The following is a 25,770-nucleotide window of genomic DNA, read 5'->3' on the forward strand; positions in this document are numbered from 1 at the left end:
TCGAATGTGAACCCCGTGTTACCTGGTGTCGCCGTGTCCTGCCTCACGCTGTGAGGGTGTTTGGTCCCGAGACAGGAGCTGGTCACCGGCTTCCCTCCGTCAAGCCGGTGACCGGCGCCGCGTGTCGCACAGCGCGCCGGTCCTGCCGCTCCTGGCCGGGAGCGGCAGGACCGTTGACACGTACGAGGAGGTGGCCGAGGGGTGGCCGCCGCCTCAGTGACTCACTCTTCCTCGCCCGTCCGGCGTCACCCCACCTTCTCGATCACGGCCCGGCGGATCAGGAACTTGCCGGGCTCACGGACCTGTTCGAACGCCGCGTTGTTGAGCAGCACACAGCTGCCGGAGACCGAAGTGACCTCCACCGTCGTGGACTTGTTGTTGTCCAGGTTGGTGACCTTCAGCTTCGTGCCGGCCGGGAACTGGTTGCTGGACGCGGCAGGCGCACCGTCCTCGCCGGAGAGGGTGACGGTGGAGCCGTTGCACACCTGCTGCCCGGAGGCCGCAGCGCCACCGCCGGGGTTCTCCGCGGGGGCGGACTGCGCGGGCTGCGAGGGCTGGGCGCCACCGGCCTGCTGACCGCCCTGCGCGGGCTGCGACGGCTGCGCGGCCCGGGAGTCCTGAGCCGACTCCCCCACCACGCACCCCGACGCTTCCTGCTTCCGCTGGATCTCCGCGACGACCGCCTCGCGGTTGGCGATCCGCGCCTCGGACTGCGCGTCGGGGTTGGCCCGCTGGTCCGCGATGAACTTCTGGTTGTTGCCGAGGGCGGTGGCGAGGCCCTGGCAGACCGTCGACTCCGCCGCCGACTTGGGCGTCTGCGCGGCGTTCGACGTACTCGCCATGACGAAGGCCCCGCCTCCCGCCACGGTCGCCGCGCTCACCAGCAGCGCGATCTTCTTCTTCGTGCCGAGAGTTCTCCTGCGCGACATGCGCGCCTCCTGAAGAGGTAGGGGAGCGTACGCCGCTATGTACGAGATACCGAACGAGGTTACTCAGCGGTTACAGGAGTCACGGAAGTAACGTCCGTCACACAAGAAGGAGACGTCTAACGGGAGAGGGCGTCCCGTACGGCCTCGTCGGTGCGCGCGACCACCGCCGTGCCGTCGTCCGCGGTGATGATCGGCCGCTGGATCAGCTTGGGATGCTCGGCGAGGGCCTTGATCCACCGCTCCCGCGAACTCGCGTCGCGGGGCCACTCCTTGACGCCGAGTTCCTTGGCGGCGGCCTCCTGGGTGCGGGTGATGTCCCAGGGCTCCAGCCCGAGCCGGTCCAGCACGCCCCGGATCTCGTCCTCGCTCGGCACGTCCTCCAGGTAGCGGCGGACGGTGTAGTCGGCGCCCTCGGCGTCGAGCAGCTGCACGGCACTGCGGCACTTCGAACAGGCCGGGTTGATCCAGATCTCCATGGCCCCACGGTACGCCCCCGTGACGCCGGGGAGCGTGGCTCGAAACCCGTTCTCCACTTGTGTCACCGCACCCCCGAAAGCCCTTGTGGCCAGGGCCTTTTGTCAGTGGTGGGCAGTAGAATAGAAGCAGTGTTCGAGGGTGGCGCCGGGATCGCCGAGGACCCCGGTGAGCCGCCCTCACCGCGACAGGAGGATGCCTGTGCCCGCTGCCGCACTCAAGCCGAAGCCGCTGCCCACCCAGTCCACCGCGAAGCGCCCCGTCCTGCTCGACCTGCCGTACGTGCCCGTGGAGAAGCGGCCGCTGCCCCCGGGCCGGCCGCGCGAGTGGTACGTCTCGCACAACCGTCGCCTCAAGGCGATGCGCCTCGCCATCGCCCTGCTCGACTCCGGCGTCTACATGCCGAACCAGGCCCGCAACGAGACGATCCGCGACACGGCGGAACTGATCGGTGTCCACCCGCCGTCGGACACGACGTGCCACATGGTGAGGGCGCTCATGCGCTACTCGCGATGAGCTGACCCGGAGCGCCGGGTGCCCGTTCTTCAGGGCACCCGGCGTCGGTGTTCTCAAGCGTCCTGGCCCGCCGCCAGCTCCTTCTCCAGCGGCGTCCGGAAGCGTGGCGTGATCCTGGTCGTCCCCACCCACCCGCTCAGCCGCTCCGCTTCCTTCTCGATCGCCGTGAGCGCCTCCCGGCCCACCCCCTCCTCGTCGAGGATCCGCCAGACGATCTCCCCGTCGGGCCGCTGGGCCCACCCACCGACCACGCGTCCGTTCCACCACACCGTCGGCCCGACGTTCCCGCTGCGGTCGAACAGCCGGGGCCGCAGCTCCGGCGCGAGATACCAGTCGCGCTGCTGCCACCCCATCGCCGTCGAGTCGAGGGCGGGCAGCAGTGCGGCCCAGGGCTCGCCGGGCGCGGCCACCTCGTCGACGTCGCCGTCGGTCACGTATCCCGTGCCCTCGTCCAGCGACACCGGCTGTGCCCCGATCGCGGACAGCGCCCTGCGGACCTCCGTCACCCGCCATCCCGTCCACCACTTCAGATCGGCCTCGGTCGCCGGACCGCACGCGGCGAGCCACAGCCCCAGCAGCTCCGCCTGCGCCTGCGCCGGGTCCAGTCCGGGGTGCTCGGGCGCCACGGCCCAGCGGAACTGGCTGGACGTCCAGGAGCCGAGCGGCCGGCCGCGTACGACCTTCCCCTCGACGCCCAGTACCTTCAGCAGCCGGGTCGAGACCGTGTGCACGCCCTCGTAGCTCTTGCCGGCCGCGTACACGAACTGCTCCCGCAGCCGCGGCTCGTCCTGGGCGAGTTCGGCGGCCGTGGCCTGCCCACGCCGGGCGAGTGCCGCCAGCGCCGACTCCTCGACCTCCTTCAGCCAGGCCGCGTCCGGCGCCCCGGCCGCCGCCATGTCCTTGAGCAGTGCGGCCCGCTCCCGGGCGGCGACCGCCAGGCCGGTCGAGGCGTGCACGACGGCGGTCAGGGCCGTGGGGAACACGAACACCGTGTGCCGCATGCCGTGCATCCGCACCAGGGAACGGTCGTCGTACAGGGCGCGCCCGGTCTCCGCCGCCGTCTTCGCGGGGTCCGCGAGCCGCGCGCCCACGGCCAGGTACACCGCCGCCGGGTCCGTGCCGTGCAGGGCGACGAGCGAACCGGCGACATCCTCGGGGGTTCCCGCCCGCCCCTGCCCGGCCAGCCGCTGCCGCAACGCGAGCCGGGCCCGCCGCTCCGCCACCCCGATGTACCGCTGAGCCCTACCGTCCACACCGGCCTCCCATCGTCACATCGCTCCGATCCGACCGCATCATCGCGAACACCACTGACAATCGGCCGGCACGCACCGGCCACCGCCTCTCAGGCGTACCGCTCCAGCAGGCCCGCCACATACGCCTCCAGCCGCCCGCCCAGCACCTGGGGCGTCAGATCGGTCCGGCCCAGTTCCCGCCAGGGGCCCGCGAGCTTCACCGCGTCGGGGGCGTAGGCCAGGGCGTCGAGCAACCGCCAGTACAGGTGGTCCGGGCCGTCGGCCAGGCGCCGGCCACCGTGTGCCTCGTAGCGCTCCCGGAAACCGAGGCCGTACTCCGGGCCGTGCAGCAGCGCGAGGGCCGTCGAGCAGTGGGCGACGTCCAGATCGGCGGGGCCCCACGAGGTCTCCACCCAGTCGACGACGCCGCTGATCCGCAGGCCGGTCCCCGAGCCGGTGAACAGCACGTTCCCCGGGTGGAAGTCGCGGTGCAGGAAGCAGCCCTCGTACGGCGGCGGGTCGCGGCGGATCACGTTCACTGCTCGCTCCCACATCTCATCACCCTCGGGCGCGAGCACCCGCTCTGGGGACGTCCAGGCTTGGTACAGCCGCGGGCGCTCCTCGGGAACGACCCGGTGGATCCGGGCCAGTTGGGCAGCCAGCAGGTCCACCCGCAGGTCCAGCTCGTCCTCCTCGTCCTCCTCGTCCACCCGGACCCGGCCCGGCAGCACGGACATCAGCAGGGACGGGTGGTCGCAGTGCTCGGCGGTGGCGTCCACGCCGGTCAGCTCCGGCGCCGGAACGCCCTCCTGCCCGGCCAGCAGCGTGAGCACGTCCGCCTCGCGGGCCAGCAGCCCGGGCGCGTGCCGCCGGAAGAAGGGCTTCACGAAGGTCCGCAGCGCCAGCTCGGTGCCGTCGTCGAGGGTGAGCCGCCGCATCTGGGCGCTCCAACCACCGCTCATGAAGGCCGACTTGTCGACTGTACGGCCTTCCGGCAGCTGCTTGGCCACCCACGCGCGCGTGGCCGTCCAGCCCTGCTCGCCCAGCCCGGTCAGTACAGCCGTGACGAACTCCCGCCGGTCGCCCGGGTTCTCACGGAACCACAGACCCAACCGGTGCCGCGCCCCGGGGAGTTCCCAGTGGGCGAACTGGGCGCGCCGGGCCAGCGCCTCCGAGACGACGTCCGTCACGGCGGGCGGGATGACCTCGTCCGTGCCCGGCACCGCGAGCACCGCCCGCCCCTCGTACCCCCGCAGGACGTCGAGCGCGGGCGACTCCCGCCAGCTTCCGGGCCGCCGGATGATCTCGCTGAACCGCCCGTCACCCGCTCCGAACGGCACTTCCCACGCCTCCGCCGCGTACACCGCCGGCGCGCACAGCCCCAGCGCCGCCACCCGGCCCCCGTAGTGCCGGACGAGATCGGCCACCGTCTGGCCGCTCATGCTGAAGCCGACGAGGACCAGCGGCCCGTCCACGCGCGCGTGCGCGTCGATGACGGACACGGCCTGCTCGAATCGGCGGCGCAGGCTCAGCTCGGACAGCAGGCCGGTGCTCTCCCCGTGCCCGGAGAAGTCGAAGGCGAGGGCGTGGCAGCCGCGCGCGGCGAACTCCGCCAGCAACGGCACCAGCCGCTCCTTGCTGCCGTTGCCCGCGCCGTGCAGAAGTACGGCGGTCGCCCTGGCCGGCTCACCCGGACCGGTGCCGCCGGACAGCCCGCTGAGTCGTTCACCGTCGACGCTATGCGCGAAGGGGATCAGCTCACTCATACGGCCATTCATTCACGCGGCCGGGCCTTGTGAGGGGCGATCACACAGAGGGCGGTCACAGGCCCGGTGCGCCCCACACGGGGAACCAGCGGCCCAGGTCCTGTTCGATCGGCAGGTCGTCCGCGAGCGCCGCCCGCACCTGGAGTTCCAGCGCGTTGTCACGCCGCTGGGATTCTCCCGGCAGGGGTGCGAACGGGTAGAAGGTGCCGCGCTTGTAGAGGTAGACCAGCGCGATCCGTCGGCCCGACCGGTCCCGGAACCCCGCCAAGGAGCAGAGCAGTTGAGGGCCGAACCCGTTGACCTCCATCTGGCTGTTCACGGCGTGCAGGTCCGTCACGAGCGGTGCCAGCTGGTCGGGGGCGCGGTGCGAGACCAGCCAGGAGTAGCCGTAGTCGTCCTGCCGCAGTTCCACCGGCGGGCCGTCGCGGTCGCTGTCCGCGTCCAGCAGCGCCCGCACCTCGCGGTGGGTCTGCTCGAAGGCCGCACCCTCGACCGTGGCGAAACACACCGCGCCCTGACCGGTCGGGGTGAAGCCCGCCGCGGCCTCCAGCGTCACGGCTGCCGACGGCAGCGCGAAGAGCCGGTCGAGATCCGGCGCGACCGGCTTGGTCCGGCCGAGCAGGATGTCCAGCAGTCCCATGCCCCGCTCACACCCCTCCGGGCGCCGCCGCCTCGCCCAGCTCGGCGGAGATCCGGCCCAGCTGGTCGAGCCGCTGCTCCAGGCTCGGGTGCGTCGAGAAGAGCCGCGCGACACCGGGCTCGCGGCCCAGCGCCGGGGTGAAGTAGAAGGCGTTGAAGGCCTGGGCCGTGCGCAGGTCCTTCGTCGGGATGCGGGCGATGTCCCCCGACACCTTGGTGAGGGCGGAGGCCAGCGCCGAGGGCCGGCCGGTGAGCAGCGCCGCCGCGCGGTCCGCGGCCAGCTCCCGGTACCGGGACAGGGACCGGATGAGCAGGAAGCTCACCGCGTACACGGCCGCCGACACGCCCATCACCGCGGCGAAGACCACCGCCGTGTTCTGGTCCCTGCGGCCCCCGCCGAACAGCTGCGAGTAGAAGGCGAACCGCACGATCAGCCCCGCGAGCACGCCGAGGAACGAGGCGACCGTGATCACTGCGACGTCCTTGTGCGCCACATGCGACAGCTCGTGCGCGAGCACGCCCTCCAGTTCGGCCGGCTCCAGGCGCCTGAGCAGCCCGGTCGTCACACAGACCACGGCATGGTCGGGGTTCCGCCCCGTCGCGAACGCGTTCGGCATGTCCATATCGGACACGGCCACCACCGGCTTGGGCATGTCCGCGATGGCACAGAGCCGGTCCACGACCCCGTGCAGCTCGGGATACTCCTCGCGCTCCACGACCCGCCCGCGCATCGCGAACAGCGCGACCCGGTCCGAGAACCAGTACTGGGCGCCGAGCACCGCCGCCGCGACGACCACGACCAGCACCCACGACTTCAGCAGCACGATCAGCGCCGCGACGAACCCCACGTACACCAGCCCGAGCAGGAACAGCGTGATCCCCATACGGGTGGTCAACCGCCGGTCGCTCCGGAAACGGCTGTGCATCTGCATCACCCCGCAGTCAGGCACTCGTCCCACTGCCAGTGTGCACCCGCCCCCGCCCATGAACGGGTCGCGATCATCCCCAGACCGGGCAAAGGCGTCAGCCGCCCCTGACCACCGCGTACCCGGGCACGGACGGCCACCGGACGGTCAGCACGACCGACTCCTCCTCGGCGAACCAGGAGTGATCGACGCCGCGCCCCCACACGACGTAGTCCCCCTGTCGCTCCAGCAGGACACTGCGGCCGGGGAGTTCCACCCGGAAGCGCCCGCTGACGAGAACCAGCAGCGCGGTCCGTTCCTCACCCCGCACCCACTGCGACCGTTCGTCACCGGCCGGGTGGACACCCCACTTGACCTCGACGGCCTCGCTGTGGCGCGGATCGCCGACGTCCTTGAAGTGCCCGAGAAGCCACCCCCGGTCCAGCGCCGCGTCCTTGCCCGCGTTGCCCACGTACACACCGTCATCCACGTGGCCGGACGTTAGCAGCCGCCGCCTTGACCGGTGCCGCGCACGCTCTAGTGCTCCGGCAGGCAACGTTCGCTCCGTCGCGACGCCCGGTACGCCCTCTCGCCGCACCGGCCGAAAGCCCGAGTGCATCCAGTACGAGGGCTTCCGGCCGGCACTCCCCCAAGCTCTTCGAGCAGGGGGTACCCCCAGAGCACGCACCGGACGCCGCTCCTTGACGGGCAAACGTTGCCCGCCGGGGCACTAGTACGGCGCCCGGAAGTTGATGTACCCGAGCAGCACGATCACCGCGGCCACACAGCCGAGCACCACGACCGTCGACACCCACGGCGAGCGGGAGCGACGACCGGCCCCCCTGTGGTCGGGCTCGGGCCGGAAGGGCACGGGCCCGGGCGGGTTGTGCTTCCAGCGCGCGGCGAGCATACGGGCCCGCGCCGAGGGCTCCTTGTGCTCGGCGCTGTCCGCCCATCTGAGGTCGAACTCGCGCTCCTGGCCGTCCTGTTCGTGCTCGGGCATTCCCTCTCCACCCCCGTGTGGGTCCTCCCAGCAGAATAGAACATACGACCGCGCCCCCGCTGTCCGTACGGACAGCGGGGGCGCGGTCGTAGTGCCTCGATCAGGCGTCGATCACACGTCGAAGTACAGCTCGAACTCGTGCGGGTGCGGACGCAGCTGAAGCGGCGCGATCTCGTTCGTGCGCTTGTAGTCGATCCACGTCTCGATCAGGTCCGGCGTGAACACGTCGCCCTGGAGGAGGAACTCGTGGTCGGCCTCGAGGGAGTCGAGGACGGCCGGGAGCGAGGTCGGGACCTGCGGGACGCCCGCGTGCTCCTCGGGAGCCAGCTCGTACAGGTCCTTGTCGATCGGCTCGGCCGGCTCGATCTTGTTCTTGATGCCGTCCAGGCCCGCGAGCAGTAGCGCCGAGAACGCCAGGTACGGGTTGCCGGAGGAGTCGGGCGCGCGGAACTCGACGCGCTTGGCCTTCGGGTTCGAGCCCGTGATCGGGATACGCATGGCCGCGGAGCGGTTGCGCTGCGAGTAGACCAGGTTCACCGGGGCCTCGAAGCCGGGGACCAGGCGGTGGTACGAGTTCACCGTCGGGTTGGTGAAGGCCAGCAGCGACGGGGCGTGCTTGAGGATGCCGCCGATGTAGTAGCGGGCGGTGTCCGACAGGCCCGCGTAGCCGGCCTCGTCGTAGAAGAGCGGGGAGCCGCCCGACCACAGGGACTGGTGGACGTGCATGCCCGAGCCGTTGTCACCGAAGATCGGCTTCGGCATGAAGGTCGCCGTCTTGCCGTTCTTCCACGCGACGTTCTTCACGATGTACTTGAAGAGCTGGAGGTCGTCGGCGGCGGCGAGCAGCGTGTTGAACTTGTAGTTGATCTCGGCCTGGCCGGCGGTGCCCACCTCGTGGTGCTGGCGCTCGACCTGCAGGCCGGCCCGGTTCAGCTCCAGGGAGATCTCGGCGCGCAGGTCGGCGAAGTGGTCGACCGGCGGGACCGGGAAGTAGCCGCCCTTGTAGCGGACCTTGTAACCACGGTTGTCCTCGAGGGCGCCGGTGTTCCAGGCGCCGGCCTCGGAGTCGATGTGGTAGAAGGACTCGTTCGCGGTGGTCGCGAAGCGGACGGAGTCGAAGACGTAGAACTCGGCCTCGGGACCGAAGTACGCCGTGTCGGCGATACCGGTGGAGGCGAGGTAGGCCTCGGCCTTCTTCGCCACGTTGCGCGGGTCACGGGAGTACTGCTCGCCCGTGATCGGGTCGTGGATGAAGAAGTTGATGTTCAGCGTCTTGTCACGGCGGAACGGGTCGACACGGGCGGTCGACAGGTCCGCGCGCAGCGCCATGTCGGACTCGTGAATGGCCTGGAAGCCGCGGATGGACGAGCCGTCGAAGGCCAGCTCCTCGTCCGCGTCGAACGCCTCAGCAGGCACCGTGAAGTGCTGCATCACGCCCGGGAGGTCGCAGAAGCGGACGTCGATGAACTTGACGTCCTCGTCCGCGATGAACTTCTTGGCCTCGTCGGCGTTCTGGAACATCCAGCTCCTCCTACTCCCGACCGTCCCGCCGGGGTGGTAGTTCGTTCGTGCGGCCAGTGCGGGTGGCACACGCTGACCTCGACCCTAGGGACGGGTGGTTTCTCGGGCGTGACTCATTTGTTTCGCACAAGTTAACCGGCTCACCTTCCACCGTAGCCCCGACGCACCCCGCCGTGCCCTGGTCATTTACGGGCGCAGTACCGTGGACGGGTGGACAACAGACAAGCACTCGGATCGTGGCTTTCCGGGCCCCGCGCGGCCGCGGAAGAGGCCGGTGCCGACTTCGGATACCGGGGCGAGCAGCTCGGTCTGCCCGAGGAGGGACCCGGCTCGATCGCCCGCCCGGGGCGACGGCTCGGCGCCCTCGCCGTGGACTGGGGTCTGAGCCTCCTGATCGCATACGGTCTCATCACCCAGAGCTACCACGAAGCGGCCCAGATCTGGGCGCCGCTCATCATGTTCACCCTGATGGTGCTCACGATCGGTACGGTGGGCTTCACGCCGGGCAAGCGGCTCCTCGGCCTGCGGGTGCTCGCCCTGGACACCGGCCGGGTCAGCCCGTGGCGCGCGGTGCTGCGCACCGTCCTTCTCTTCCTCGCGATCCCCGCCCTGATCTGGGACCGCGACGGCCGGGGCCTGCACGACCGGCTGGCGGGCACGGTCGAGGTCCGCATCTGACACGAACGAACGGACATGAGTGAAGGGGCGGCCGGATCACTCCGGCCGCCCCTTCACTCATGTGGTGTGCGGGTTGTCAGCGAGCCTTCGGCCCGCCGCCCTTCGGCATCCGCATGCCCTTCGGCATCGGCCCCTTGGGCAGCGGCATGTTGCTCATCAGGTCGCCCAGGGCACGCAGCCGGTCGTTGGTGGCGGTGACCTGCGGGCCGGTCAGCACGCGCGGCAGCTTCAGCATGGTCGTGCGCAGCTTCTTCAGCTCGACCTGGCCCTCGCCCGTGCCCACGACCAGGTCGTGCACCGGGACGTCCGCGACGATGCGGTTCATCTTCTTCTTCTCGGCGGCGAGCAGGGACTTCACCCGGCTCGGGTTGCCCTCGGCGACCAGCACGATGCCGGCCTTGCCGACCGCGCGGTGCACCACGTCCTGGTTGCGGTTCATCGCCACCGCGGGGGTCGTCGTCCACCCCCGGCCGATGTTGTCGAGCACCGCCGCCGCGGCACCGGGCTGGCCCTCCATCTGCCCGAAGGCGGCCCGCTCGGCCCGGCGCCCGAACACGATCGCCGTCGCGAGGAAGGCGAGCAGGAGGCCCAGGATGCCGGCATAGATGGGGTGACCGATCAAGAAACCGATCGCGAGGAAGACACCGAAGGTGACGATTCCGACTGCCGCGAGTACAAGACCGATCTTCTTGTCGGCCCTGCGGGTCATCTTGTAGGTCAGGGCGATCTGCTTCAGTCGCCCGGGGTTCGCAGCGTCCGCTGCGGTTTCCTTCCTCGCCATGCCCCGAAGTCTACGTGGCCCCACAAGCGCCTACGACGGCAGTGTCCGCGGGAGCGCTCGAGGGGGAGGGGGCGGGTCTCAGGGGTGGACGGAGAGGGACCGGGAGACGGACTGATCGAGGACGCGCTGCGCCTCGACCCGGTCCTTGGCGCGACGGCGGTCCTCCAGCACGGAGGTCCAGGCGTTGCGGCGGGCGGTGCGCTGACCGCTGCTCAGCAGCAGCGACTCGACGGCACGCAGGGCGGTGGTGAAGGACGGAATCGCGGTGGCGCGAACGGGCGCGGCCTGCATGGGTGAGGTCCCCCCTCGGGAGCGGGTGTACGTGCTGTGAGTCCAGCGTCACTGATTGGTGTTACCAGGGCATGACCGACCGGTCAAACACCCATGAAGCCCTGGTTGGGAACCGTCGAACGACGACGCGGTCCTGACATGTGCCCTCATCTGCGAGGACGGTCAGGACCGCGTCATATCGGTCGCTACCGGCGGGTAGTTTCTTGTGCGCGAATTCACACGCTTGTCCCGCCCTTCGGCGGGAAGGGCGATGGCAGCCCGTCAGACCGCCTGGGCCGCGATGCGCGCGTCCCGCTGCTCCATGGCCATCTGGTAGAGCCGCCCGGCACGGTACGAGGACCGCACCAGCGGGCCCGACATCACGCCGGAGAAGCCGATCTGCTCGGCCTCCTCCTTCAGCTCCACGAACTCGTGGGGCTTGACCCAGCGCTCCACCGGGTGGTGGCGCACGGAGGGTCGCAGGTACTGCGTGATGGTGACCAGCTCGCAGCCCGCGTCGTGCAGCTGCTTCAGCGCGTCGCTGACCTCCTCGCGGGTCTCGCCCATGCCGAGGATGAGGTTCGACTTGGTGACGAGGCCGTAGTCGCGGGCCTCGGTGATCACCTTCAGGGAGCGCTCGTAGCGGAAGCCGGGGCGGATCCGCTTGAAGATCCGCGGGACCGTCTCGACGTTGTGCGCGAAGACCTCGGGACGGGAGGAGAAGACCTCCTCCAGCTGTTCCGGGACGGCGTTGAAGTCGGGCGCGAGCAGCTCGACCTTCGTCCGGCCGGCCTCGCGGCTCGCCGTCTGCTGGTGGATCTGGCGGACCGTCTCCGCGTACAGCCAGGCGCCGCCGTCCTCCAGGTCGTCGCGGGCGACGCCGGTGATCGTGGCGTAGTTCAGGTCCATGGTGACCACGGACTCACCCACGCGGCGGGGCTCGTCGCGGTCGAGCGCCTCGGGCTTGCCGGTGTCGATCTGGCAGAAGTCACAGCGCCGGGTGCACTGGTCGCCGCCGATGAGGAAGGTGGCCTCGCGGTCCTCCCAGCACTCGTAGATGTTGGGGCAGCCGGCTTCCTGGCAGACCGTGTGCAGGCCCTCGCTCTTCACGAGGTTCTGCATCTTGGTGTACTCGGGGCCCATTTTCGCCCGGGTCTTGATCCACTCGGGCTTGCGCTCGATGGGGGTCTGGCTGTTGCGGACCTCCAGGCGCAGCATCTTGCGTCCGTCGGGTGCGACTGCGGACACGACCGGCTCCCTAGCGATTGATTCTTCGGCGCCCTCAAGGGTACGCCCGTTGATTTGAATGCCTGTGTGGGTGCTAGCCCGTCCAGGAGCGGCTTTATGCCGCCGGCGTCTTCTCGATCTCCCGCGGCTTCGGCTCCGCGTTCTCCAGTACGTCCCTCAGGTGGCGCTCGACGACCGGCAGGACCTCCTCGATCGTCACGTCGCGGCCCAGTTCGTTCGCCAGGGAGGCGACGCCCGCGTCGCGGATGCCGCAGGGGATGATCCGGTCGAACCACTTGTTGTCGGGGTTCACGTTGAGCGCGAAGCCGTGCATGGTGACGCCCTTGGCCACGCGGATGCCGATCGCGGCGATCTTGCGGTCCTCCCGGCGCTGGCCCGCGTTGGAGGGCGCGTACTCCGGGCCGTTCATGCGCGGGTCGAACTCCTCGTCGTGCAGACGCGGGTCGAAGTCCAGGGCCAGGCCGCCGAGCACGGGCCGCTGCTCGACAGGGTCGCCCAGGACCCATACGCCGCTGCGGCCCTCGACCCGGGTGGTCTCCAGGCCGAACTCCGCGCAGGTGAGGATCAGGGCCTCTTCGAGGCGGCGTACATGGGCCACGACGTCCACCGGGCGGGGGAGCTTCTGGATCGGGTAGCCCACCAACTGGCCGGGGCCGTGCCAGGTGATCTTGCCGCCGCGGTCCACGTCGATGACCGGCGTGCCGTCGAGGGGGCGCTCGTTGTCCGCCGTGCGCCGTCCCGCCGTGTAGACAGGGGGATGCTCCAGAAGCAGCACGGTGTCGGGGACCTCGTCCGCGAAGCGCGCCGCGTGCACACGGCGCTGCTCGTCCCACGCCTCCTGGTACTCGACGGCCTCGTCACCGAACCCCATGCGGACGAACCGCAACCCACTCACGGCAAGCGCCTCCCTCGGACGGGTGTGTCAGGCACGTATCGCGCCCAAGCCACTGTACGTCCGGCCCGGACGCGTCAGTCCTGGGGCCAATCCTCACACGATCGGATGAATGTCCGGGAAAATGTGTGATGGGGTGCTTACTCTCCGCTACATTCGCGCCGTCCAGCAAGCCATAAGGCCTGCTCACAGGTAATCCGGCAGATCACCCACACCGGAAGGCAGGAGACCGCACCGCACCATGACGGAACGACCCGCGCAGCGCACCCCCAACCGACAGCTCGCCGCGCTCATCGCAGAAGCGGGGTTCTCCAACGCGGGTCTCGCCCGTCGCGTGGATCAGCTCGGTCTCGAACACGGGCTTGATCTGAGATACGACAAGACATCCGTCACCCGGTGGCTGCGCGGCCAGCAGCCCAGGGGTACCACGCCGGCGCTGATCGCCGAGGTCTTCACCCGGCGCCTGGGCCGCCGCCTCACCGCCCAGGACCTCGGCCTGGACGCCTGCGCGCCCGTCTACGCGGGGCTGGAGTTCGCGTCCACCCCCGAGGAGGCCGTCGACATCGTCAGCGGGCTGTGGCGCAAGGACTCCGGCAGCCACGCCGAGCTGCGCAAGATCGCCTTCACGCCGGCCGGGCTCGTCGTGCCGAGCCGGGACTGGCTGATCGGCCGGGCCGACGAGAAGGTGGCCCGCGGCGAGCCGCCCTCCGCCCGTATCCCGGCCCAGGGCCGGGCCGCCCTCCGGCCCCCGGCCGAGCCGGGGGTGCCGCCCCTGCCCCGCCAGCGGGGGCAGGCCGAACGCGGACCCGGCCAGAAGGTGACCGCCGGCGACATCGCCGCCCTGCGCTCGGTCGGGGAGCTGTTCCGCACCCTCGACGACGCCTACGGCGGCGGCCACGCCCGCCAGGCCCTCGTGCGCTATCTGGAGCACGAGTGCGAGCCCATGTTGCGCGGCACGTACGGCGAGCAGACCGGCCGCCGGCTGTTCGCGGCCGCCGCCGACCTGACCCGGCTCGCGGGCTGGACGTCGTACGACATCGCCGCGCACGGCCTCGCCCAGCGCTACTTCGTGCAGGCGCTCCGGCTCGCCCAGGCGGCCGGGGACCGGACGTACGGGGCGTACGTGCTGGTCACCATGAGCCGGCAGGCCGTCTACCTCGGGCACGGGCGGGAGGCCGTGCAGCTCGCGCGCGTGGCGCAGCAGGGCGTCGGCACCTCCGCGCCGCCCGTCGTGCAGGCGCTGCTGCACGCCTCCGAGGCACGCGGACACGGCGTGCTCGGCGAAGTGCGGGCCTGCACGGCCGCACTGGTCCGTGCCGAGCGCGCCCTGGAGACGGCCCGGCCCGGGGACGACGTCCCGCACTGGGCGAAGTTCTTCGACGAGGCGCAGCTCGCCGACGAGTTCGGGCACTGCCACCGGGACCTTCAGCAGTTCCGCGCCGCCGCCCAGCACGCGGAACGCTCACTCCAGCTCCGCGCCCCGTCCTACGCCCGCAGCCGCCTCTTCTGCCGTGTGGTCCTGGCCACCGCCCGCCTGGGCCTCGGCGAACTCGACCAGGCCTGTCAACTGGCCGCGGAGGCGGCGGGCCAGGCGGCGGAGATGCGCTCGGTGCGGGCGGTGGAGTACGTGAGGGACTTCGAGCGAAGGCTGGAGCCGTACAAGGACGCGGCGCCGGTGCGAAGTTACCGTGACAAAGTGGCGGCCCTTGGCTGAGTCGGCCTTCTCTTAGGGGCGCGGGGCTGTGTCGCTCTGCGGCTCCGCCGCGTGGGCGCGAACAGCCCCCACGCACCCGCACCCGACGAGCTGCCTACGCAGCCCGTGGCACAGTCGGCTCAGGGTCGGCGACATGCAGAGACCGCCCGGCCCCCAAGTCCGTCAGAATCGCCGCCGACGCCCGATGGCCAGAGTGCAGAGCGCCCTGGACAGTACTGGTGTCCCGGTGGTCACCACACACATACAGTCCCGCGAGCAACCGCACCGGCCGCCGCAGATCATGCGGCGGCCGCATCGCCGGCACAGCCTCCGCCGTGTGACGCACGGCCAACGTCTCCCACCGAGCCGTCGACACCCCGTACAGCCGCGCCAGATGCATCCGCACAGCCGTGTCGACATCCCCCGGCGGCCGCCCCAGCACCGTCGAGGACACCAGCGCCCGCCCCGCCGGAGCACGGGACGGATCGACCCGGCTGACCACAGCCGTGTGCGCGACCGGCCCACCCAGGTCCGCGTCGAGCAGCAGCGACGCCCCCGTCCCCGGCGGCTCGTCCGTCGTGTGGTGCACCACCGTCACGGGGTGGAAGTCCGGCACCCGCAGTCCGGGCAGCAGTTCCGCGGCGGCCCTGGCACCGGTGGCCACCAGTACCGCCCGGCAGCGGATCTCGCCGTGCTCGGCGGTGGTCACCGAGGTCGTGGAGACGGAGGTGACGCGCACGCCGGTGTGCACGGTGCCCGCCGGCAACGTGCCCGCCAGCAGCTCCGGCAGGGCCTCGGCACCGCCCTCCGGCAGGCACAGCCGGCCGCTCGCGAAGGCGCGCAGCGCGAGGTCCGCGCACCGGCTGGACGTCGTCAGGTCCGGGTCGCACAGCAGGGCGGCGAGCAGCGGACGCAGGAAGCCGTCGATCGTACGGGCGGGCAGCCCACGGGCCGCCAGGGCCTCACCGGCGGGCAGCTCCGGGCGAGCCAGCAGCCGTTCGGCCGGTGTGCCCGCCAGCCGGGTCAGGGCGGCTCCCAGGCGGGCCTGGTCGACCGCCGTGCCCAGCGGGGTACAGGACCGGCTCCGGGGCACGGAGACCTGCCGTCCGGGCACCGCCACCGGCCTCCTGGGCGGCCTGGGCGCGGACGGCGACCGGGGGGCGCCCGCCAGGGCGCGCACCGCGTGCAGTGCGCCCCGTGCGCCCCCTGCGCCCGCCTGGACGCCCGCGCGATGGTGGCGTCCGTCGCCGTGCAGCAGGACACCGGGCGCGAAGGGGCGCAGCACGAGCCCGCCGAGGCCGGGTGTCAGCCGTAGTTCCGGGTACGCCGTGGACAGCAACTGGCCGATTCTGTCGAGCCGGAAGCCGTCGACCTTCTCCGTCGCCATTCGGCCGCCGACACCGTGGGCGGCCTCCAGGACCATGGTCGTCACTCCTGCGCTGGTCAGCCGGTGCGCGGCCGAGAGTCCGGCGACCCCGGCCCCCACGACGACCACGTCCGCCTGGTAAGCGGGCTCAAGCACGTGCCCCTCCTCGAGGTTGCGCGGGCGCTGGAGACGTCATGCCCTCAACGGGCTCCAGGGATACGCGAGTTCTGGTCGAGGGTAGGGCTGTGATCGGTCAGCGGAAGTCGCGCATCGACAGGGCACGGTCGCACAGCGGTCGCATAAGGAGGCCTTGTGGGCGTGAAGTGGTCACAGGGGGCTGGGGTGCGGCGCGGAGGGCTGTCTCGGAACCGCCGGTCGCGGTCTCGGGCGCCCGTCACAACGCCGCCCGGATCGCCCCCTCGATCTCCGGGAAGGCGAACCGGAACCCCGACTCCAGCAGGCGCGTCGGCAGCACCCGGGCGCTGCCGAGCACATCCCCGGCCATCTCGCCGAGCACGGTCCGCAGTACGGGCGCGGGCACGGCGAACAGCGTCGGGCGGTGCAGCACGCGGCCCATCGCCGCCGTGATCTCACGGTTCGTCAGGGGGTTCGGGGCGGTGAGGTTGAACGGCCCGGACAGGCCGTCGGTGTCGATGAGATGCCGGATCGCGGCGACCTCGTCATGCAGCGCGACGAACGACCAGTACTGCCGCCCGTCGCCCATCCGCCCGCCGAGACCGGCCTGGAACAGCGGGACCAGCCGCCCCCAGGCACCGCCCTCGCGGGATACGACCAGCCCGGTCCTGGTGAACACCGTGCGTACGCCGGCCTCCTGGGCCGGTGCGGTGGCGGCCTCCCACTCCACGCACAGTTCGGGCAGGAAGCCCGCGCCCGCCGGCGCGCTCTCGTCGACGGTCCGGTCCCCGGTCTCGCCGTAGTAGCCGATGGCGCTGCCGTTCACGAAGACCCGTGGCCGGTCCTTCTCGTCCAGCGAGGCGACGGCCCGGGCGAGCGCCGCCGTGCCGTTCACCCTGCTGTCGCGGATCCGTTGTTTGTAGGCGTCCGTCCAGCGGCGGTTGCCGACCCCCGCACCGGCCAGGTTCACCACCGCGTCGCACCCGGCGAGCCCGGCCGCGTCCACGCGCCCGCCCTCGGGATCCCACCGGACCTCGTCCGCCGCCCGGGGCGTACGGCGCACGAGGCGCACCACCTCGTGCCCGTCCGCGGTCAGGGACCGCGCCAGGGCGCCGCCGATGAGACCGGTCGCACCGGCCACTGCGATACGTGAGCGTTCCATGGGCCCATCCTGCCTGCCGACGCCGCAGATCCGGCGTACGGCCACAGGCCCTCACCGTAGGGTGACGCCATGTCCGAGCCCCTCGAACTCCGCATCCGCACCGCCGTGCCCGGTGACGACGAAGGGCTGGCCCTCCTGGACCGTCTGGCGTGGTCGCACCTGCACGCGGTGATGCCCCGGCCGCAGCCGCCGTACCCGCCGTTCTTCAGCGAGCGGCACACACCCGAGGACTGCCTGGTCGCCGAACTCGGTGACCGCTTGGCGGGCTACGTGCATCTCGGCTTCCCGACGCCGGTCGACTCCAACCGGCACGTCCGCCAGATCCAGGGCCTCGCCGTCTCGCAGGAGGCGCGCGGCCGGGGTGTCGGGCGGGCGCTGGTCCGGGCCGCCGTGGACGAGGCCCGCCGGCGCGGTGCCCGCCGCCTCACCCTGCGCGTCCTCGCCCACAACACCCCGGCCCGGGGACTCTGCGAGGGCGAGGGATTCGTGGTGGAGGGGACCCTGCCCGAGGAGTTCCTGCTCGACGGGACGTACGTCGACGACGTGCTGATGGGGCGCTCCCTCTGAGCCGGGGCCCCTACGACTCGGCCAGCTCGCCCGTGTCCACCGGCGCCGTCGCGTTCGCCGCGCGCTCGGCGTCGGAGGAGACCTCGGCCGCCGTCAGCACGTAGCCCGTCTCGGCGTCCGAGGTGGAACGTGCGAAGACCACGCCGAAGACCCGGCCGTCCGTGGTGAGGAGGGGGCCGCCGGAGTTGCCGGGGCGGACGGTGGAGCGGATCGAGTAGATCTCGCGGGTGACGGTGTCGTCGTTGTAGATGTTCTGGCCCGTCGCCCGGACCCGGTTCGCGACCGTCGCCGCCTGGAGGTTCAGGTCGCCGTCCTGCGGATAGCCCGCGACGACCGCCGAGTCGCCGCGCCGGGCCTCGTCGTCGAAGCGGAGCACGGGCGCCTTGAGACCCGGCACGTACAGCACGGCCACGTCCTTCTGCGGGTCGAAGAGCACCACCCGCGCCTCGTACGTCCGCCCGACCCCGCCGATCTGCACGGTCGGCTCGTCGATGCCGGCCACGACGTGGGCGTTGGTCATCACGTGCTCCCGCGCGTACACGAACCCGCTGCCCTCGCGGCCCTGGGTGCCCGCGACGCCCTCGACCTTGACCGTGCTCAGCTTGGCGGCATTGGTGGCGGCCGCCGTGACACTGTCGCCGGAGGGCTCGGCGACCTCGGCGGTCGACTCGTTCTCGAACGGGTTGAAGACCTGCGGGAAGCCCGCCTCGGTCAGCGCGGACGTGGCCCCCGAGAACCAGGCCGGCGTGGTGTCCGGCATCGTCCGCTGCACGGCGCCCAGCAGCCGCGAGTCCCGGATCGCCGAGGTGACCAGCGGCGAGGAGGAAGCGCCCAGGACGCTCGCGGCCACCCACGCGACGATCAGGACCGCGACCGCGTTGGCCACCGCCCCGCCGATCCCGTCCGCCACTCGAAGCGGCCCGCGGTCCAGCTCCCGCCGCAGCCGGAGCGCGAGGCGCCCCGCCAGTTCGTGCCCCACCACCGCCGGGAGCAGCACCGTGAGCACCGCCGTCACCGTCGCGCGCGTCGTACCCGGCGGCACCAGGTCCATCACCCACGGCAGGATCCACACGCCGACGACCGCACCGCCCACGAAGCCCGCCAGCGACACACAGCCGGCCACCAGCCCGCGCCGGTAGCCGGATGCCGCGTAGGCCATGACGACCAGCAACAGCAGGATGTCGAGCAGGTCCACGCACGCCTTCTTTCTCTCGGAACCCCCTCAGAGGGTGTGGAAAGTGCCCCTAAGTACGTGGGGGAAGGGCCCGGTGATCAGTCACACGCGCGTGGATGATCAGAACCGGCCACGCACGCGTGCACTCGGGAAAACGTCGCGGACCGTGATGATGGTTCCACCGGGTGGCACATCACACATCGCGGACGGACCGGATCAGGCCGACAGTGGGATCATGCGTGTCTTCCGAAGGCGGCGGGGTACGCGCAGGCACCGCGCCGCCGGGGCACCCGGCATAGCCGGACTGCCGCGCGCGGCCCGGGCGCTGCTCGGCTGCCTGCCGGGCGTCGCCGCCGTCGTGGCGCTGGTGCTGTGCGCCCACGGCGTCGAGCACGCCGCCGAGACCAAGGCCCGCACGGGCACGCACCGTCCCGCCGCCACGCCCTACGCAGCCCCGCGCCCCCACATCGTGCCGCGATCGCAGTGGCTGGGCGACGCCGCCCGCAAGCAGCCGCGCCCGCGCTACGACGACCGGGTCGCCGCCGTCTTCGTCCACCACACCGACTCGCCCAACGGCTACGACTGCGCCGACGCGCCCCGCATCCTCCGCGACCTCTACACCGGCCAGACCGGCACCCGCGACTGGGACGACATCGGCTACAACTTCGTCGTCGACCGCTGCGGCACCGTCTACGAGGGCCGCGCCGGCGGCGTCGAACGGGCCGTCACCGGCGCCCACACCCAGGGCTTCAACCACCGCACCACCGGCATCGCCGCCCTCGGCACCTTCACCGCGGGCATGCCCGTACCGCGGGCGATGATCCACGCCATCGCCGCGCTGTCCGCCTGGAAGCTGGGCCTGACCGGCACCGACCCGCGGGCGAGCGTCCGCCTGGTGTCCAGCAACGGCCTGAGCCGGTACGCGGCCGGCACCACCGCGGAGCTGCCCGCCCTCGCCGGCCACAACGACGGCTACATGACCAGCTGCCCGGGCGCCGCCCTGCACGCCCGGCTGCCGGAGATCAGGCAGCTGGCCGCCCGGTTGCAGGGCCGGCCGGCGGGTCCACAGGAAGGCCACAGCCGGCGCGCAGGGTCCTCAGATCCCGGTGCCCTACGGTCACCACCACAGGCAGCCGACTGGAGGTGGGGACCATGAACAACGCTCGTACGGGGAACCCGGGGATCCGAGCCGGGGTCACGCGCGGCCTCTGGGCGGTGCTCTGCGCGGTCGCGGCCGTCGTCCTGGGCCCGGCCGCGGCCACCGCGTCCGCCCTCGACCAGGCCAACGCCGCCCCGCTGCACCACGCCGTCAAGGCCGACCGGACGCACGCGTGCCTGCCGTCCGACACGAGCCGCCGCCGGGGCGCCTGATCAGCCCCTGAAGCGCTCCCACAGCCGGGGATAGCGCTCGGCGAGCAGGTCCTCGTTCTCGAAGTCGAGCGGGGTGCCCTCCGGTTCCGGGGGCGCGGGCGGGATCCCCAGAGCGGGGGCGACCGTGCCGGTGAGCTGCTCGTAGGCCTCGTCCGCCGCGTAGCCGAGCTCCTCGCCGTCGCCGTCGATCTCCTCGTCGAAGTCACCCAGCAGCTCGGCGAGCGAGTCCGGATCGTGCACGGCGCCCTCGAAGACATGGCGGCCCTGACCGATCAGCCAACACCGGAAGAAGTCGAAGGCGTCGTCGCTCGCCCCGTCGAGCAGCACCCAGGCGGCGCCCCACAGGTCCCACCGGTAGGCGCGGTTGTAGCGGGACTCGAAGTGCCGGGCGAAGTCCAGGACCGAGTCCGGGTCCAGCTGCGCGAGCCGCTCCACGAGCAGGTCGGCCTGCTCCTCCGGGTCGCCCTCGGCGGCCTCCCGGGCGTCGTCCACCAGCTCCCAGAACTCCGTCTCGTCCATCACGGGTCCAGCATCGGCCCTGGGGCACAGGGGCGCACCCGGAGTGGGCGGGATCGTTATACGCCGTCCCGGGGGTGGTACAGCCCGGCCAGCCGCAGCGCGTCCCCGGCGAACCGCTCGCGCAGGCTCTCCGGCGCCAGTACCTCCACCTCCGGGCCCAGCGCCGTCAGCTGGGTGTGCGCGACCTCCTCGGACTCCACCGGAAGGGCCACCGTCACCCAGCCGTCGTCGTCCGGGGCGTCCGCGTCCGCCAGGGCCTCGCGGGCGGACAGCGAATCGAGGGCGTACGGCAGTCGGCGCACACCGTCGAGGGACAGCCGCACCACGACCCGGGCCCGCAGGATGGACCGCGCGAACTGCTCCGCCCGCTCCTCCCAGAAGGCCGGCAGGTCGAACTCCGGCTCCCGTTCGAAGCGCTCCCCGGCCGTGTCCACCGCCGTGAACCGGTCGATCCGGTACACCCGGAAGGACCCGCCCCCGGCCACCCGTGCGCACAGGTACCAGACGCCCGCCTTCAGCACGAGCCCGTACGGCTCCAGCTCCCGGACGACCTCGTCCTCCCCGCGCCGGTAGCGCGCGGTGATCCGCCGGTCGTCCCACACCGCGTCGGCGACCGCCGGCAGCAGCACGGGCGTCTTCGGCTCCTTGAACCAGTTCGGCGCGTCCAGGTGGAACCGCTGCGCCGCCGTCCTGGACGCGTCCCGCAGGGACGGCAGCAGCGCTGCCGACACCTTCAGCCGGGCGGCCGAGGCGGCGTCCTCGAGACCCATCTCGCGCAGCGCCCCCGGTACCCCGGACAGGAACAGCGCCTCGGCCTCGCCGCGGTGCAGCCCGGTCAGCCGCGTCCGGTACCCGCCGACCAGGCGGTAGCCGCCGGCCCGGCCCCGGTCCGCGTACACCGGCACACCCGCCTCCGACAGCGCCTGCGCGTCCCGCGTCACGGTCCGCTCCGACACCTCCAGCTCACGGGCGAGCTCGGCGGCCGTCATGGAGGGCCGGGACTGGAGCAGCAGCACCATCTTGATGAGCCGGGCAGCGCGCATGCAGCACATGATGCAGCAGGAGGCCCCCGCCGCAGCGGGGGCCTCCTGCTGACAAGCCCTTACAGGCCGTACTTCGCGCGCGCTTCCTTCACGGCCGTCGCCTTGACCTCGCCGCGCCCCGCGAGCTGGGCCAGGGCCGCGACGACGATCGACTCGGCGTCCACGCCGAAGTGGCGGCGGGCCGCCTCGCGGGTGTCCGAGAGGCCGAAGCCGTCGGCGCCCAGGGAGGACCAGTCCTGCTCGACCCACTGCGCGATCTGGTCCGGGACCTGGCGCATGTAGTCGGAGACCGCCAGCACCGGGCCCTCGGCGCCCTGGAGCGCCTGCCGGACGAACGGAATCCGCTCCTCGCCGCGCAGCAGCGCCTCGTCCGCCTCCAGGGCGTCCCGGCGCAGCTCGCTCCAGGACGTCGCCGACCAGACGTCGGCCGCCACGCCCCACTCCTCGGCGAGCAACTGCTGCGCCTTGAGCGCCCAGTGGATCGCCGTACCGGAGCCGAGCAGCTGGATCCGCGGGGCGTTGGCCGGAGGCGTGATGCCCGCCGACTCCGCCGTGTTGAAGCGGTACAGGCCCTTGACGATGCCCTCGTCGATGCCGTCGACGGACGGCTTCGCGGGCTGCGGCAGCGGCTCGTTGTAGACCGTCAGGTAGTAGAAGACGTTCTGGTCCTCACCCGGGGCCGCCTCGCCGTACATCCGGCGCAGGCCCTCCTTGACGATGGCCGCGACCTCGTACGCGAACGCCGGGTCGTACGTCAGCGCCGCCGGGTTCGTCGCGGCGATGACGGGGGAGTGGCCGTCGGCGTGCTGGAGGCCCTCACCCGTCAGCGTCGTACGGCCCGCCGTGGCACCCACGAGGAAGCCGCGGCCGAGCTGGTCGCCGAGCTGCCACATCTGGTCGGCCGTGCGCTGCCAGCCGAACATCGAGTAGAAGATGTAGAACGGGATCATCGTCTCGCCGTGCGTCGCGTACGACGTCGAAGCGGCGATGAAGTCGGCCATCGAACCGGCCTCGGTGATCCCCTCGTTGAGGATCTGGCCGTTCTGGGCCTCCTTGTAGTACATCAGCTGGTCGCGGTCGACCGGCTCGTACGTCTGGCCCTTGGGCGAGTAGATGCCGAGCGACGGGAAGAGGCTCTCCATACCGAAGGTGCGCGCCTCGTCCGGGACGATCGGCACCCAGCGCTTGCCGGTCTCCTTGTCGCGGACCAGGTCCTTCACCAGACGGACGAACGCCATGGTGGTGGCCACGTTCTGCGAGCCGGAGCCCTTGTCGAAGGAGGCGAACGCCTTCTCCGCCGGGGCGGGCAGCGGCGCCACCGGGTGGACGCGGCGGGCCGGGGCCGGACCGCCGAGGGCGGCGCGGCGCTCCTGGAGGTAGCGGACCTCGGGGGAGTCGGTGCCCGGGTGGCCGTAGGGCACGACTCCGTCGACGAAGTCGCTGTCCTTGATCGGCAGGCCGAGCAGGTCGCGCATGTTCTTGAACTCGTCCACCGTCAGCTTCTTCATCTGGTGGTTGGCGTTCTTCGACGCGAAGCCCTCGCCGAGGGTGTGGCCCTTGACCGTCTGGGCCAGGATCACGGTCGGCGCGCCCTCGTGCTCGACGGCCGCCTTGTACGCGGCGTACACCTTGCGCGCCTCGTGCCCACCGCGCGACAGGTGGAAGCACTCGAGGATCTTGTCGTCGCTCAGCAGCTTCGCCATCTCCGCCAGCGCCGGGTCGGCGCCGAAGAAGTCCTGGCGGATGTAGGCGGCGTCGCGCGTCTGGTACGTCTGGATCTGCGCGTCCGGTACCTGGCGCAGACGGCGTACGAGCGCGCCCGTGGTGTCGAGCTGGAACAGCTCGTCCCAGGCCGTGCCCCACAGCGTCTTGATGACGTTCCAGCCGGCGCCGCGGAACTGGGCCTCCAGCTCCTGCACGATCTTGAAGTTGGCGCGGACCGGGCCGTCGAGGCGCTGGAGGTTGCAGTTGATGACGAACGTGAGGTTGTCCAGCTCCTCACGGGCCGCCAGCGCGAGGGCCGCCGTCGACTCGGGCTCGTCCATCTCGCCGTCGCCGAGGAACGCCCACACGTGCGAGGCGGAGGTGTCCTTGATGCCGCGGTTGGTGAGGTAGCGGTTGAAGCGCGCCTGGTAGATGGCGGAGAGCGGGCCCAGACCCATGGAGACGGTCGGGAACTCCCACAGCCAGGGCAGCCGGCGCGGGTGCGGGTAGGAGGGCAGGCCGTTGCCGCCCGACTCGCGGCGGAAGTTGTCGAGCTGCTCCTCGTTCAGACGGCCGTCGAGGAACGCGCGGGCGTAGATGCCGGGGGAGGCGTGGCCCTGGATGTAGAGCTGGTCGCCGGATCCGTCGGCCTCTTTGCCTTTGAAGAAGTGGTTGAAGCCGGTCTCGTACAGCCAGGCGGCGGAGGCGAAGGTGGCGATGTGGCCGCCGACGCCGTACTTGCTGCCGCGAGTGACCATCGCGGCCGCGTTCCAGCGGTTCCACGCGGTGATCCGCTGCTCCATCGCCTCGTCACCGGGCACGGCCGGCTCGGCGGCGGTGGGGATGGAGTTGACGTAGTCGGTCTCGAGGAGCTTCGGCAGCGCGATGCCGGCGCCCTCGGCGCGCTCCAGCGTGCGCCGCATCAGATACGCGGCACGGTGCGGCCCGGCAGCCGTGGCGACCGCGTCCAGGGAGGCCTGCCATTCGGCGGTCTCCTCCGGGTCCCGGTCCGGGAGCTGGTCGAGCTCGCTCGGCTGGATGGCGTTGGGGTCGGTCATGTCGCCGCCTTCCTCAGTCGAAGGGGGTTCCCTCATCGGTAAGGGTTCGGGGGTGCCCTTTGTCTTTGGCAGGACAGGGCTGGGGCTCGGGTGGCAAGCCCGTCGGCGACTGTAACTCGCTGATCGATGATCGATCAAAGGGTTGAGGGGCAAAACCTCTTGATCACGAGAAAGTAGGCACGCGGTGCCTCCGACGGTGGCACGCGGTGACGGCCCTTCGTGGGGTTTTCGCAGGTCGGAGGCGATTGAGCGGGGGTGCGCTCGGGTGTCACGCCCGGGGCGCGCAGCCCAGGACGTGCGCCTTCACGAGTTCCGCGATGCGGGGGTCGCGGCGCTTGAAGGCGGCGACCAGCTCCTCGTGCTCCTCGGCGTACGACTGCTGCTGGGTGCCCAGCCAGCGGATCGAGAGGGCCGTGAACACCTCGATGCCGAGGCCTTCCCAGGTGTGCAGCAGGACGGAGTTGCCGGCCGCACGGACCAGTTCGCGGTGGAAGGCGACGGTGTGGCGGACCTGGGCCGTGCCGTCGGACATGCGGTCGGCCTCGTACAGGGCGGTGACGTGGGGTTCCAGGGCCGAGCAGTCCTCCGACAGGCTCTGGGCCGCCAGTTCCGCCGCGATGGCCTCCAGGCCGGCCCGGACCGGGTAGCTCTCCTCCAGGTCGGCGGCGCTCAGGTTCCTTACACGGACGCCCTTGTTCGGAGCGGACTCGATCAGACGCAGGGACTCCAGTTCGCGCAGGGCCTCCCGGACCGGGGTCTGGCTGACTTCCAGTTCGGTCGCGATCCGGCGCTCCACGATCCGCTCACCCGGCTGCCAGCGTCCGCTGATGATCCCCTCCAGGATGTGCTCGCGGATCTGCTCGCGCAGCGAGTGGATGACGGGCGCGGTCATGAAGGCTCCTTATGCGGGATTGACGTTTAGACAATACGGCGGGTTCGCTCCGCGGGTGGGGTGGGTGACGGCGCTTTGGTGCAGGTGAGACGAGGCTTACACGGGGGGTGCCCGCTTGTCGTTCGGCTGACGGTCGTGTGTGGCTCGTCGCGCCCACGCGGCGGAGCCGCACATCGATACAGCTCCGCGTCCCCCGACGAAAAGCCGGTGCCCCCGCCCGGAGATATCCGAG

Annotated in this window: 26 protein-coding genes; 6 read left to right on the forward strand and 20 right to left on the reverse strand. The window is 71.5% G+C overall.

The genetic code is table 11. The annotated features are described in order from the left end of the window. Window positions 1-245 precede the first annotated feature (245 nt). Window positions 246-929 carry an RlpA-like double-psi beta-barrel domain-containing protein gene (locus AOQ53_RS00080; protein ID WP_059413680.1) on the reverse strand — a complete coding sequence of 228 codons (684 nt, stop codon included), beginning with the start codon at window positions 927-929 and terminating at the stop codon, window positions 246-248. 116 nt (window positions 930-1,045) lie between these two features. Beyond that, on the reverse strand, window positions 1,046-1,405 hold the full coding sequence (locus AOQ53_RS00085; protein WP_059413682.1) for an arsenate reductase family protein: 360 nt from the start codon (window positions 1,403-1,405) through the stop codon (window positions 1,046-1,048). A 199-nt stretch (window positions 1,406-1,604) separates the two neighbouring features. Between AOQ53_RS00085 and AOQ53_RS00090 the strand changes: the two genes are divergently transcribed. Further along, complete coding sequence (locus tag AOQ53_RS00090) at window positions 1,605-1,919, forward strand: hypothetical protein (RefSeq protein ID WP_059413684.1); 315 nt, start codon at window positions 1,605-1,607, stop codon at window positions 1,917-1,919. Window positions 1,920-1,972: 53 nt separating this feature from the next. Here the strand turns inward: AOQ53_RS00090 and AOQ53_RS00095 are convergent, their stop codons facing one another. The 7 genes from AOQ53_RS00095 to glnA form a co-directional block, all read right to left on the reverse strand. Next, window positions 1,973-3,172, reverse strand: a complete 1,200-nt coding sequence (locus tag AOQ53_RS00095; RefSeq protein WP_059413686.1) for a winged helix DNA-binding domain-containing protein — start codon at window positions 3,170-3,172, stop codon at window positions 1,973-1,975. Between the two features lie 89 nt (window positions 3,173-3,261). Beyond that, window positions 3,262-4,917 carry an alpha/beta fold hydrolase gene (locus AOQ53_RS00100; protein ID WP_236711510.1) on the reverse strand — a complete coding sequence of 552 codons (1,656 nt, stop codon included), beginning with the start codon at window positions 4,915-4,917 and terminating at the stop codon, window positions 3,262-3,264. A 55-nt stretch (window positions 4,918-4,972) separates the two neighbouring features. Continuing rightward, entirely contained in the window at window positions 4,973-5,557 is a 585-nt protein-coding gene (gene pspAB, locus AOQ53_RS00105) for a PspA-associated protein PspAB (RefSeq protein WP_059413690.1), read from the reverse strand. Window positions 5,558-5,564: 7 nt separating this feature from the next. Next, a complete protein-coding gene (gene htpX, locus AOQ53_RS00110; protein ID WP_059413752.1) occupies window positions 5,565-6,482 on the reverse strand; it encodes a zinc metalloprotease HtpX in 918 nt (305 codons plus the stop codon). 97 nt (window positions 6,483-6,579) lie between these two features. Further along, window positions 6,580-6,951: a cupin domain-containing protein gene (locus AOQ53_RS00115; RefSeq protein WP_059413692.1), complete on the reverse strand. Its 372-nt coding sequence runs from the start codon at window positions 6,949-6,951 to the stop codon at window positions 6,580-6,582. 240 nt (window positions 6,952-7,191) lie between these two features. Continuing rightward, a complete protein-coding gene (locus AOQ53_RS00120) occupies window positions 7,192-7,464 on the reverse strand; it encodes an SCO2583/SCO2584 N-terminal domain-containing protein (RefSeq protein ID WP_059413694.1) in 273 nt (90 codons plus the stop codon). Window positions 7,465-7,575: 111 nt separating this feature from the next. Continuing rightward, window positions 7,576-8,985 carry a type I glutamate--ammonia ligase gene (gene glnA / locus AOQ53_RS00125; protein WP_059413695.1) on the reverse strand — a complete coding sequence of 470 codons (1,410 nt, stop codon included), beginning with the start codon at window positions 8,983-8,985 and terminating at the stop codon, window positions 7,576-7,578. Window positions 8,986-9,195: 210 nt separating this feature from the next. Here glnA and AOQ53_RS00130 point away from each other — a divergent pair, with 210 nt between their 5' ends. Beyond that, complete coding sequence (locus tag AOQ53_RS00130) at window positions 9,196-9,663, forward strand: RDD family protein (RefSeq protein WP_059413698.1); 468 nt, start codon at window positions 9,196-9,198, stop codon at window positions 9,661-9,663. Between the two features lie 76 nt (window positions 9,664-9,739). Here the strand turns inward: AOQ53_RS00130 and AOQ53_RS00135 are convergent, their stop codons facing one another. The 4 genes from AOQ53_RS00135 to lipB all read right to left on the reverse strand — a co-directional run bounded on the left by AOQ53_RS00135 (window position 9,740) and on the right by lipB (window position 12,857). Continuing rightward, on the reverse strand, window positions 9,740-10,444 hold the full coding sequence (locus tag AOQ53_RS00135) for a DUF4191 domain-containing protein (RefSeq protein WP_059413700.1): 705 nt from the start codon (window positions 10,442-10,444) through the stop codon (window positions 9,740-9,742). A 78-nt stretch (window positions 10,445-10,522) separates the two neighbouring features. After that, window positions 10,523-10,735: an SCO2195 family GlnR-regulated protein gene (locus AOQ53_RS00140; RefSeq protein ID WP_059413702.1), complete on the reverse strand. Its 213-nt coding sequence runs from the start codon at window positions 10,733-10,735 to the stop codon at window positions 10,523-10,525. 261 nt (window positions 10,736-10,996) lie between these two features. After that, window positions 10,997-11,962: a lipoyl synthase gene (gene lipA / locus AOQ53_RS00145; RefSeq protein WP_059413704.1), complete on the reverse strand. Its 966-nt coding sequence runs from the start codon at window positions 11,960-11,962 to the stop codon at window positions 10,997-10,999. Between the two features lie 94 nt (window positions 11,963-12,056). Continuing rightward, window positions 12,057-12,857 carry a lipoyl(octanoyl) transferase LipB gene (lipB, locus tag AOQ53_RS00150; RefSeq protein ID WP_059413706.1) on the reverse strand — a complete coding sequence of 267 codons (801 nt, stop codon included), beginning with the start codon at window positions 12,855-12,857 and terminating at the stop codon, window positions 12,057-12,059. 238 nt (window positions 12,858-13,095) lie between these two features. Between lipB and AOQ53_RS00155 the strand changes: the two genes are divergently transcribed. Next, window positions 13,096-14,568, forward strand: coding sequence for a hypothetical protein (locus AOQ53_RS00155; RefSeq protein WP_059413708.1), 1,473 nt, complete (start codon window positions 13,096-13,098; stop codon window positions 14,566-14,568). 94 nt (window positions 14,569-14,662) lie between these two features. Here the strand turns inward: AOQ53_RS00155 and AOQ53_RS00160 are convergent, their stop codons facing one another. Together AOQ53_RS00160 and AOQ53_RS00165 are read right to left on the reverse strand one after the other, a co-directional pair. After that, the gene (locus AOQ53_RS00160; protein WP_059413710.1) at window positions 14,663-16,069 is read right to left on the reverse strand and encodes an NAD(P)/FAD-dependent oxidoreductase; all 1,407 of its coding nucleotides are present in this window, start codon (window positions 16,067-16,069) and stop codon (window positions 14,663-14,665) included. Between the two features lie 238 nt (window positions 16,070-16,307). Continuing rightward, window positions 16,308-17,210 carry a TIGR01777 family oxidoreductase gene (locus tag AOQ53_RS00165; RefSeq protein WP_059413712.1) on the reverse strand — a complete coding sequence of 301 codons (903 nt, stop codon included), beginning with the start codon at window positions 17,208-17,210 and terminating at the stop codon, window positions 16,308-16,310. 69 nt (window positions 17,211-17,279) lie between these two features. Here AOQ53_RS00165 and AOQ53_RS00170 point away from each other — a divergent pair, with 69 nt between their 5' ends. Beyond that, on the forward strand, window positions 17,280-17,777 hold the full coding sequence (locus AOQ53_RS00170) for a GNAT family N-acetyltransferase (protein WP_059413714.1): 498 nt from the start codon (window positions 17,280-17,282) through the stop codon (window positions 17,775-17,777). A 10-nt stretch (window positions 17,778-17,787) separates the two neighbouring features. Here the strand turns inward: AOQ53_RS00170 and AOQ53_RS00175 are convergent, their stop codons facing one another. After that, on the reverse strand, window positions 17,788-18,972 hold the full coding sequence (locus AOQ53_RS00175) for a MarP family serine protease (RefSeq protein ID WP_059413716.1): 1,185 nt from the start codon (window positions 18,970-18,972) through the stop codon (window positions 17,788-17,790). A gap of 214 nt (window positions 18,973-19,186) precedes the next feature. On the opposite strand from AOQ53_RS00175, the gene AOQ53_RS00180 reads away from it, so the two are divergent. Together AOQ53_RS00180 and AOQ53_RS00185 are read left to right on the forward strand one after the other, a co-directional pair. Beyond that, window positions 19,187-20,107, forward strand: coding sequence for a peptidoglycan recognition protein family protein (locus tag AOQ53_RS00180; RefSeq protein ID WP_236711511.1), 921 nt, complete (start codon window positions 19,187-19,189; stop codon window positions 20,105-20,107). Next, window positions 20,104-20,322 (forward strand): hypothetical protein, encoded by a 219-nt coding sequence (locus tag AOQ53_RS00185; RefSeq protein ID WP_059413718.1) that lies wholly within the window; start codon window positions 20,104-20,106, stop codon window positions 20,320-20,322. The genes AOQ53_RS00180 and AOQ53_RS00185 overlap by 4 nt, the downstream gene beginning before the upstream one ends. Here AOQ53_RS00185 and AOQ53_RS00190 read toward each other — a convergent pair whose 3' ends face one another. From AOQ53_RS00190 to AOQ53_RS00205, 4 genes are all read right to left on the reverse strand, one after another. Continuing rightward, a complete protein-coding gene (locus tag AOQ53_RS00190; protein ID WP_059413719.1) occupies window positions 20,323-20,841 on the reverse strand; it encodes a DUF4240 domain-containing protein in 519 nt (172 codons plus the stop codon). A gap of 56 nt (window positions 20,842-20,897) precedes the next feature. Next, complete coding sequence (locus tag AOQ53_RS00195) at window positions 20,898-21,884, reverse strand: helix-turn-helix transcriptional regulator (RefSeq protein WP_059413756.1); 987 nt, start codon at window positions 21,882-21,884, stop codon at window positions 20,898-20,900. 59 nt (window positions 21,885-21,943) lie between these two features. Next, window positions 21,944-24,646: a pyruvate dehydrogenase (acetyl-transferring), homodimeric type gene (aceE, locus tag AOQ53_RS00200; protein ID WP_059413721.1), complete on the reverse strand. Its 2,703-nt coding sequence runs from the start codon at window positions 24,644-24,646 to the stop codon at window positions 21,944-21,946. Between the two features lie 268 nt (window positions 24,647-24,914). Beyond that, window positions 24,915-25,538, reverse strand: coding sequence for a GntR family transcriptional regulator (locus AOQ53_RS00205; RefSeq protein WP_059413723.1), 624 nt, complete (start codon window positions 25,536-25,538; stop codon window positions 24,915-24,917). Between the last annotated feature and the right edge of the window lie 232 nt (window positions 25,539-25,770).

Source organism: Streptomyces azureus (assembly GCF_001270025.1).
Taxonomy (GTDB): Bacteria; Actinomycetota; Actinomycetes; order Streptomycetales; family Streptomycetaceae; genus Streptomyces; species Streptomyces azureus.

Bases quoted from the DNA above. Each gene is read 5' to 3' on its own strand.
- AOQ53_RS00080 (WP_059413680.1), bottom strand. From the start codon at position 929: ATGTCGCGCAGGAGAACTCTCGGCACGAAGAAGAAGATCGCGCTGCTG.
- AOQ53_RS00085 (WP_059413682.1), bottom strand. From the start codon at position 1,405: ATGGAGATCTGGATCAACCCGGCCTGTTCGAAGTGCCGCAGTGCCGTG.
- AOQ53_RS00100 (WP_236711510.1), bottom strand. From the start codon at position 4,917: ATGAGTGAGCTGATCCCCTTCGCGCATAGCGTCGACGGTGAACGACTC.
- pspAB (WP_059413690.1), bottom strand. From the start codon at position 5,557: ATGGGACTGCTGGACATCCTGCTCGGCCGGACCAAGCCGGTCGCGCCG.
- htpX (WP_059413752.1), bottom strand. From the start codon at position 6,482: ATGCACAGCCGTTTCCGGAGCGACCGGCGGTTGACCACCCGTATGGGG.
- AOQ53_RS00120 (WP_059413694.1), bottom strand. From the start codon at position 7,464: ATGCCCGAGCACGAACAGGACGGCCAGGAGCGCGAGTTCGACCTCAGA.
- glnA (WP_059413695.1), bottom strand. From the start codon at position 8,985: ATGTTCCAGAACGCCGACGAGGCCAAGAAGTTCATCGCGGACGAGGAC.
- AOQ53_RS00135 (WP_059413700.1), bottom strand. From the start codon at position 10,444: ATGGCGAGGAAGGAAACCGCAGCGGACGCTGCGAACCCCGGGCGACTG.
- AOQ53_RS00140 (WP_059413702.1), bottom strand. From the start codon at position 10,735: ATGCAGGCCGCGCCCGTTCGCGCCACCGCGATTCCGTCCTTCACCACC.
- AOQ53_RS00155 (WP_059413708.1), top strand. From the start codon at position 13,096: ATGACGGAACGACCCGCGCAGCGCACCCCCAACCGACAGCTCGCCGCG.
- AOQ53_RS00165 (WP_059413712.1), bottom strand. From the start codon at position 17,210: ATGGAACGCTCACGTATCGCAGTGGCCGGTGCGACCGGTCTCATCGGC.
- AOQ53_RS00170 (WP_059413714.1), top strand. From the start codon at position 17,280: ATGTCCGAGCCCCTCGAACTCCGCATCCGCACCGCCGTGCCCGGTGAC.
- AOQ53_RS00180 (WP_236711511.1), top strand. From the start codon at position 19,187: ATGCGTGTCTTCCGAAGGCGGCGGGGTACGCGCAGGCACCGCGCCGCC.
- AOQ53_RS00185 (WP_059413718.1), top strand. From the start codon at position 20,104: ATGAACAACGCTCGTACGGGGAACCCGGGGATCCGAGCCGGGGTCACG.
- AOQ53_RS00190 (WP_059413719.1), bottom strand. From the start codon at position 20,841: ATGGACGAGACGGAGTTCTGGGAGCTGGTGGACGACGCCCGGGAGGCC.
- AOQ53_RS00195 (WP_059413756.1), bottom strand. From the start codon at position 21,884: ATGCGCGCTGCCCGGCTCATCAAGATGGTGCTGCTGCTCCAGTCCCGG.
- aceE (WP_059413721.1), bottom strand. From the start codon at position 24,646: ATGACCGACCCCAACGCCATCCAGCCGAGCGAGCTCGACCAGCTCCCG.
- AOQ53_RS00205 (WP_059413723.1), bottom strand. From the start codon at position 25,538: ATGACCGCGCCCGTCATCCACTCGCTGCGCGAGCAGATCCGCGAGCAC.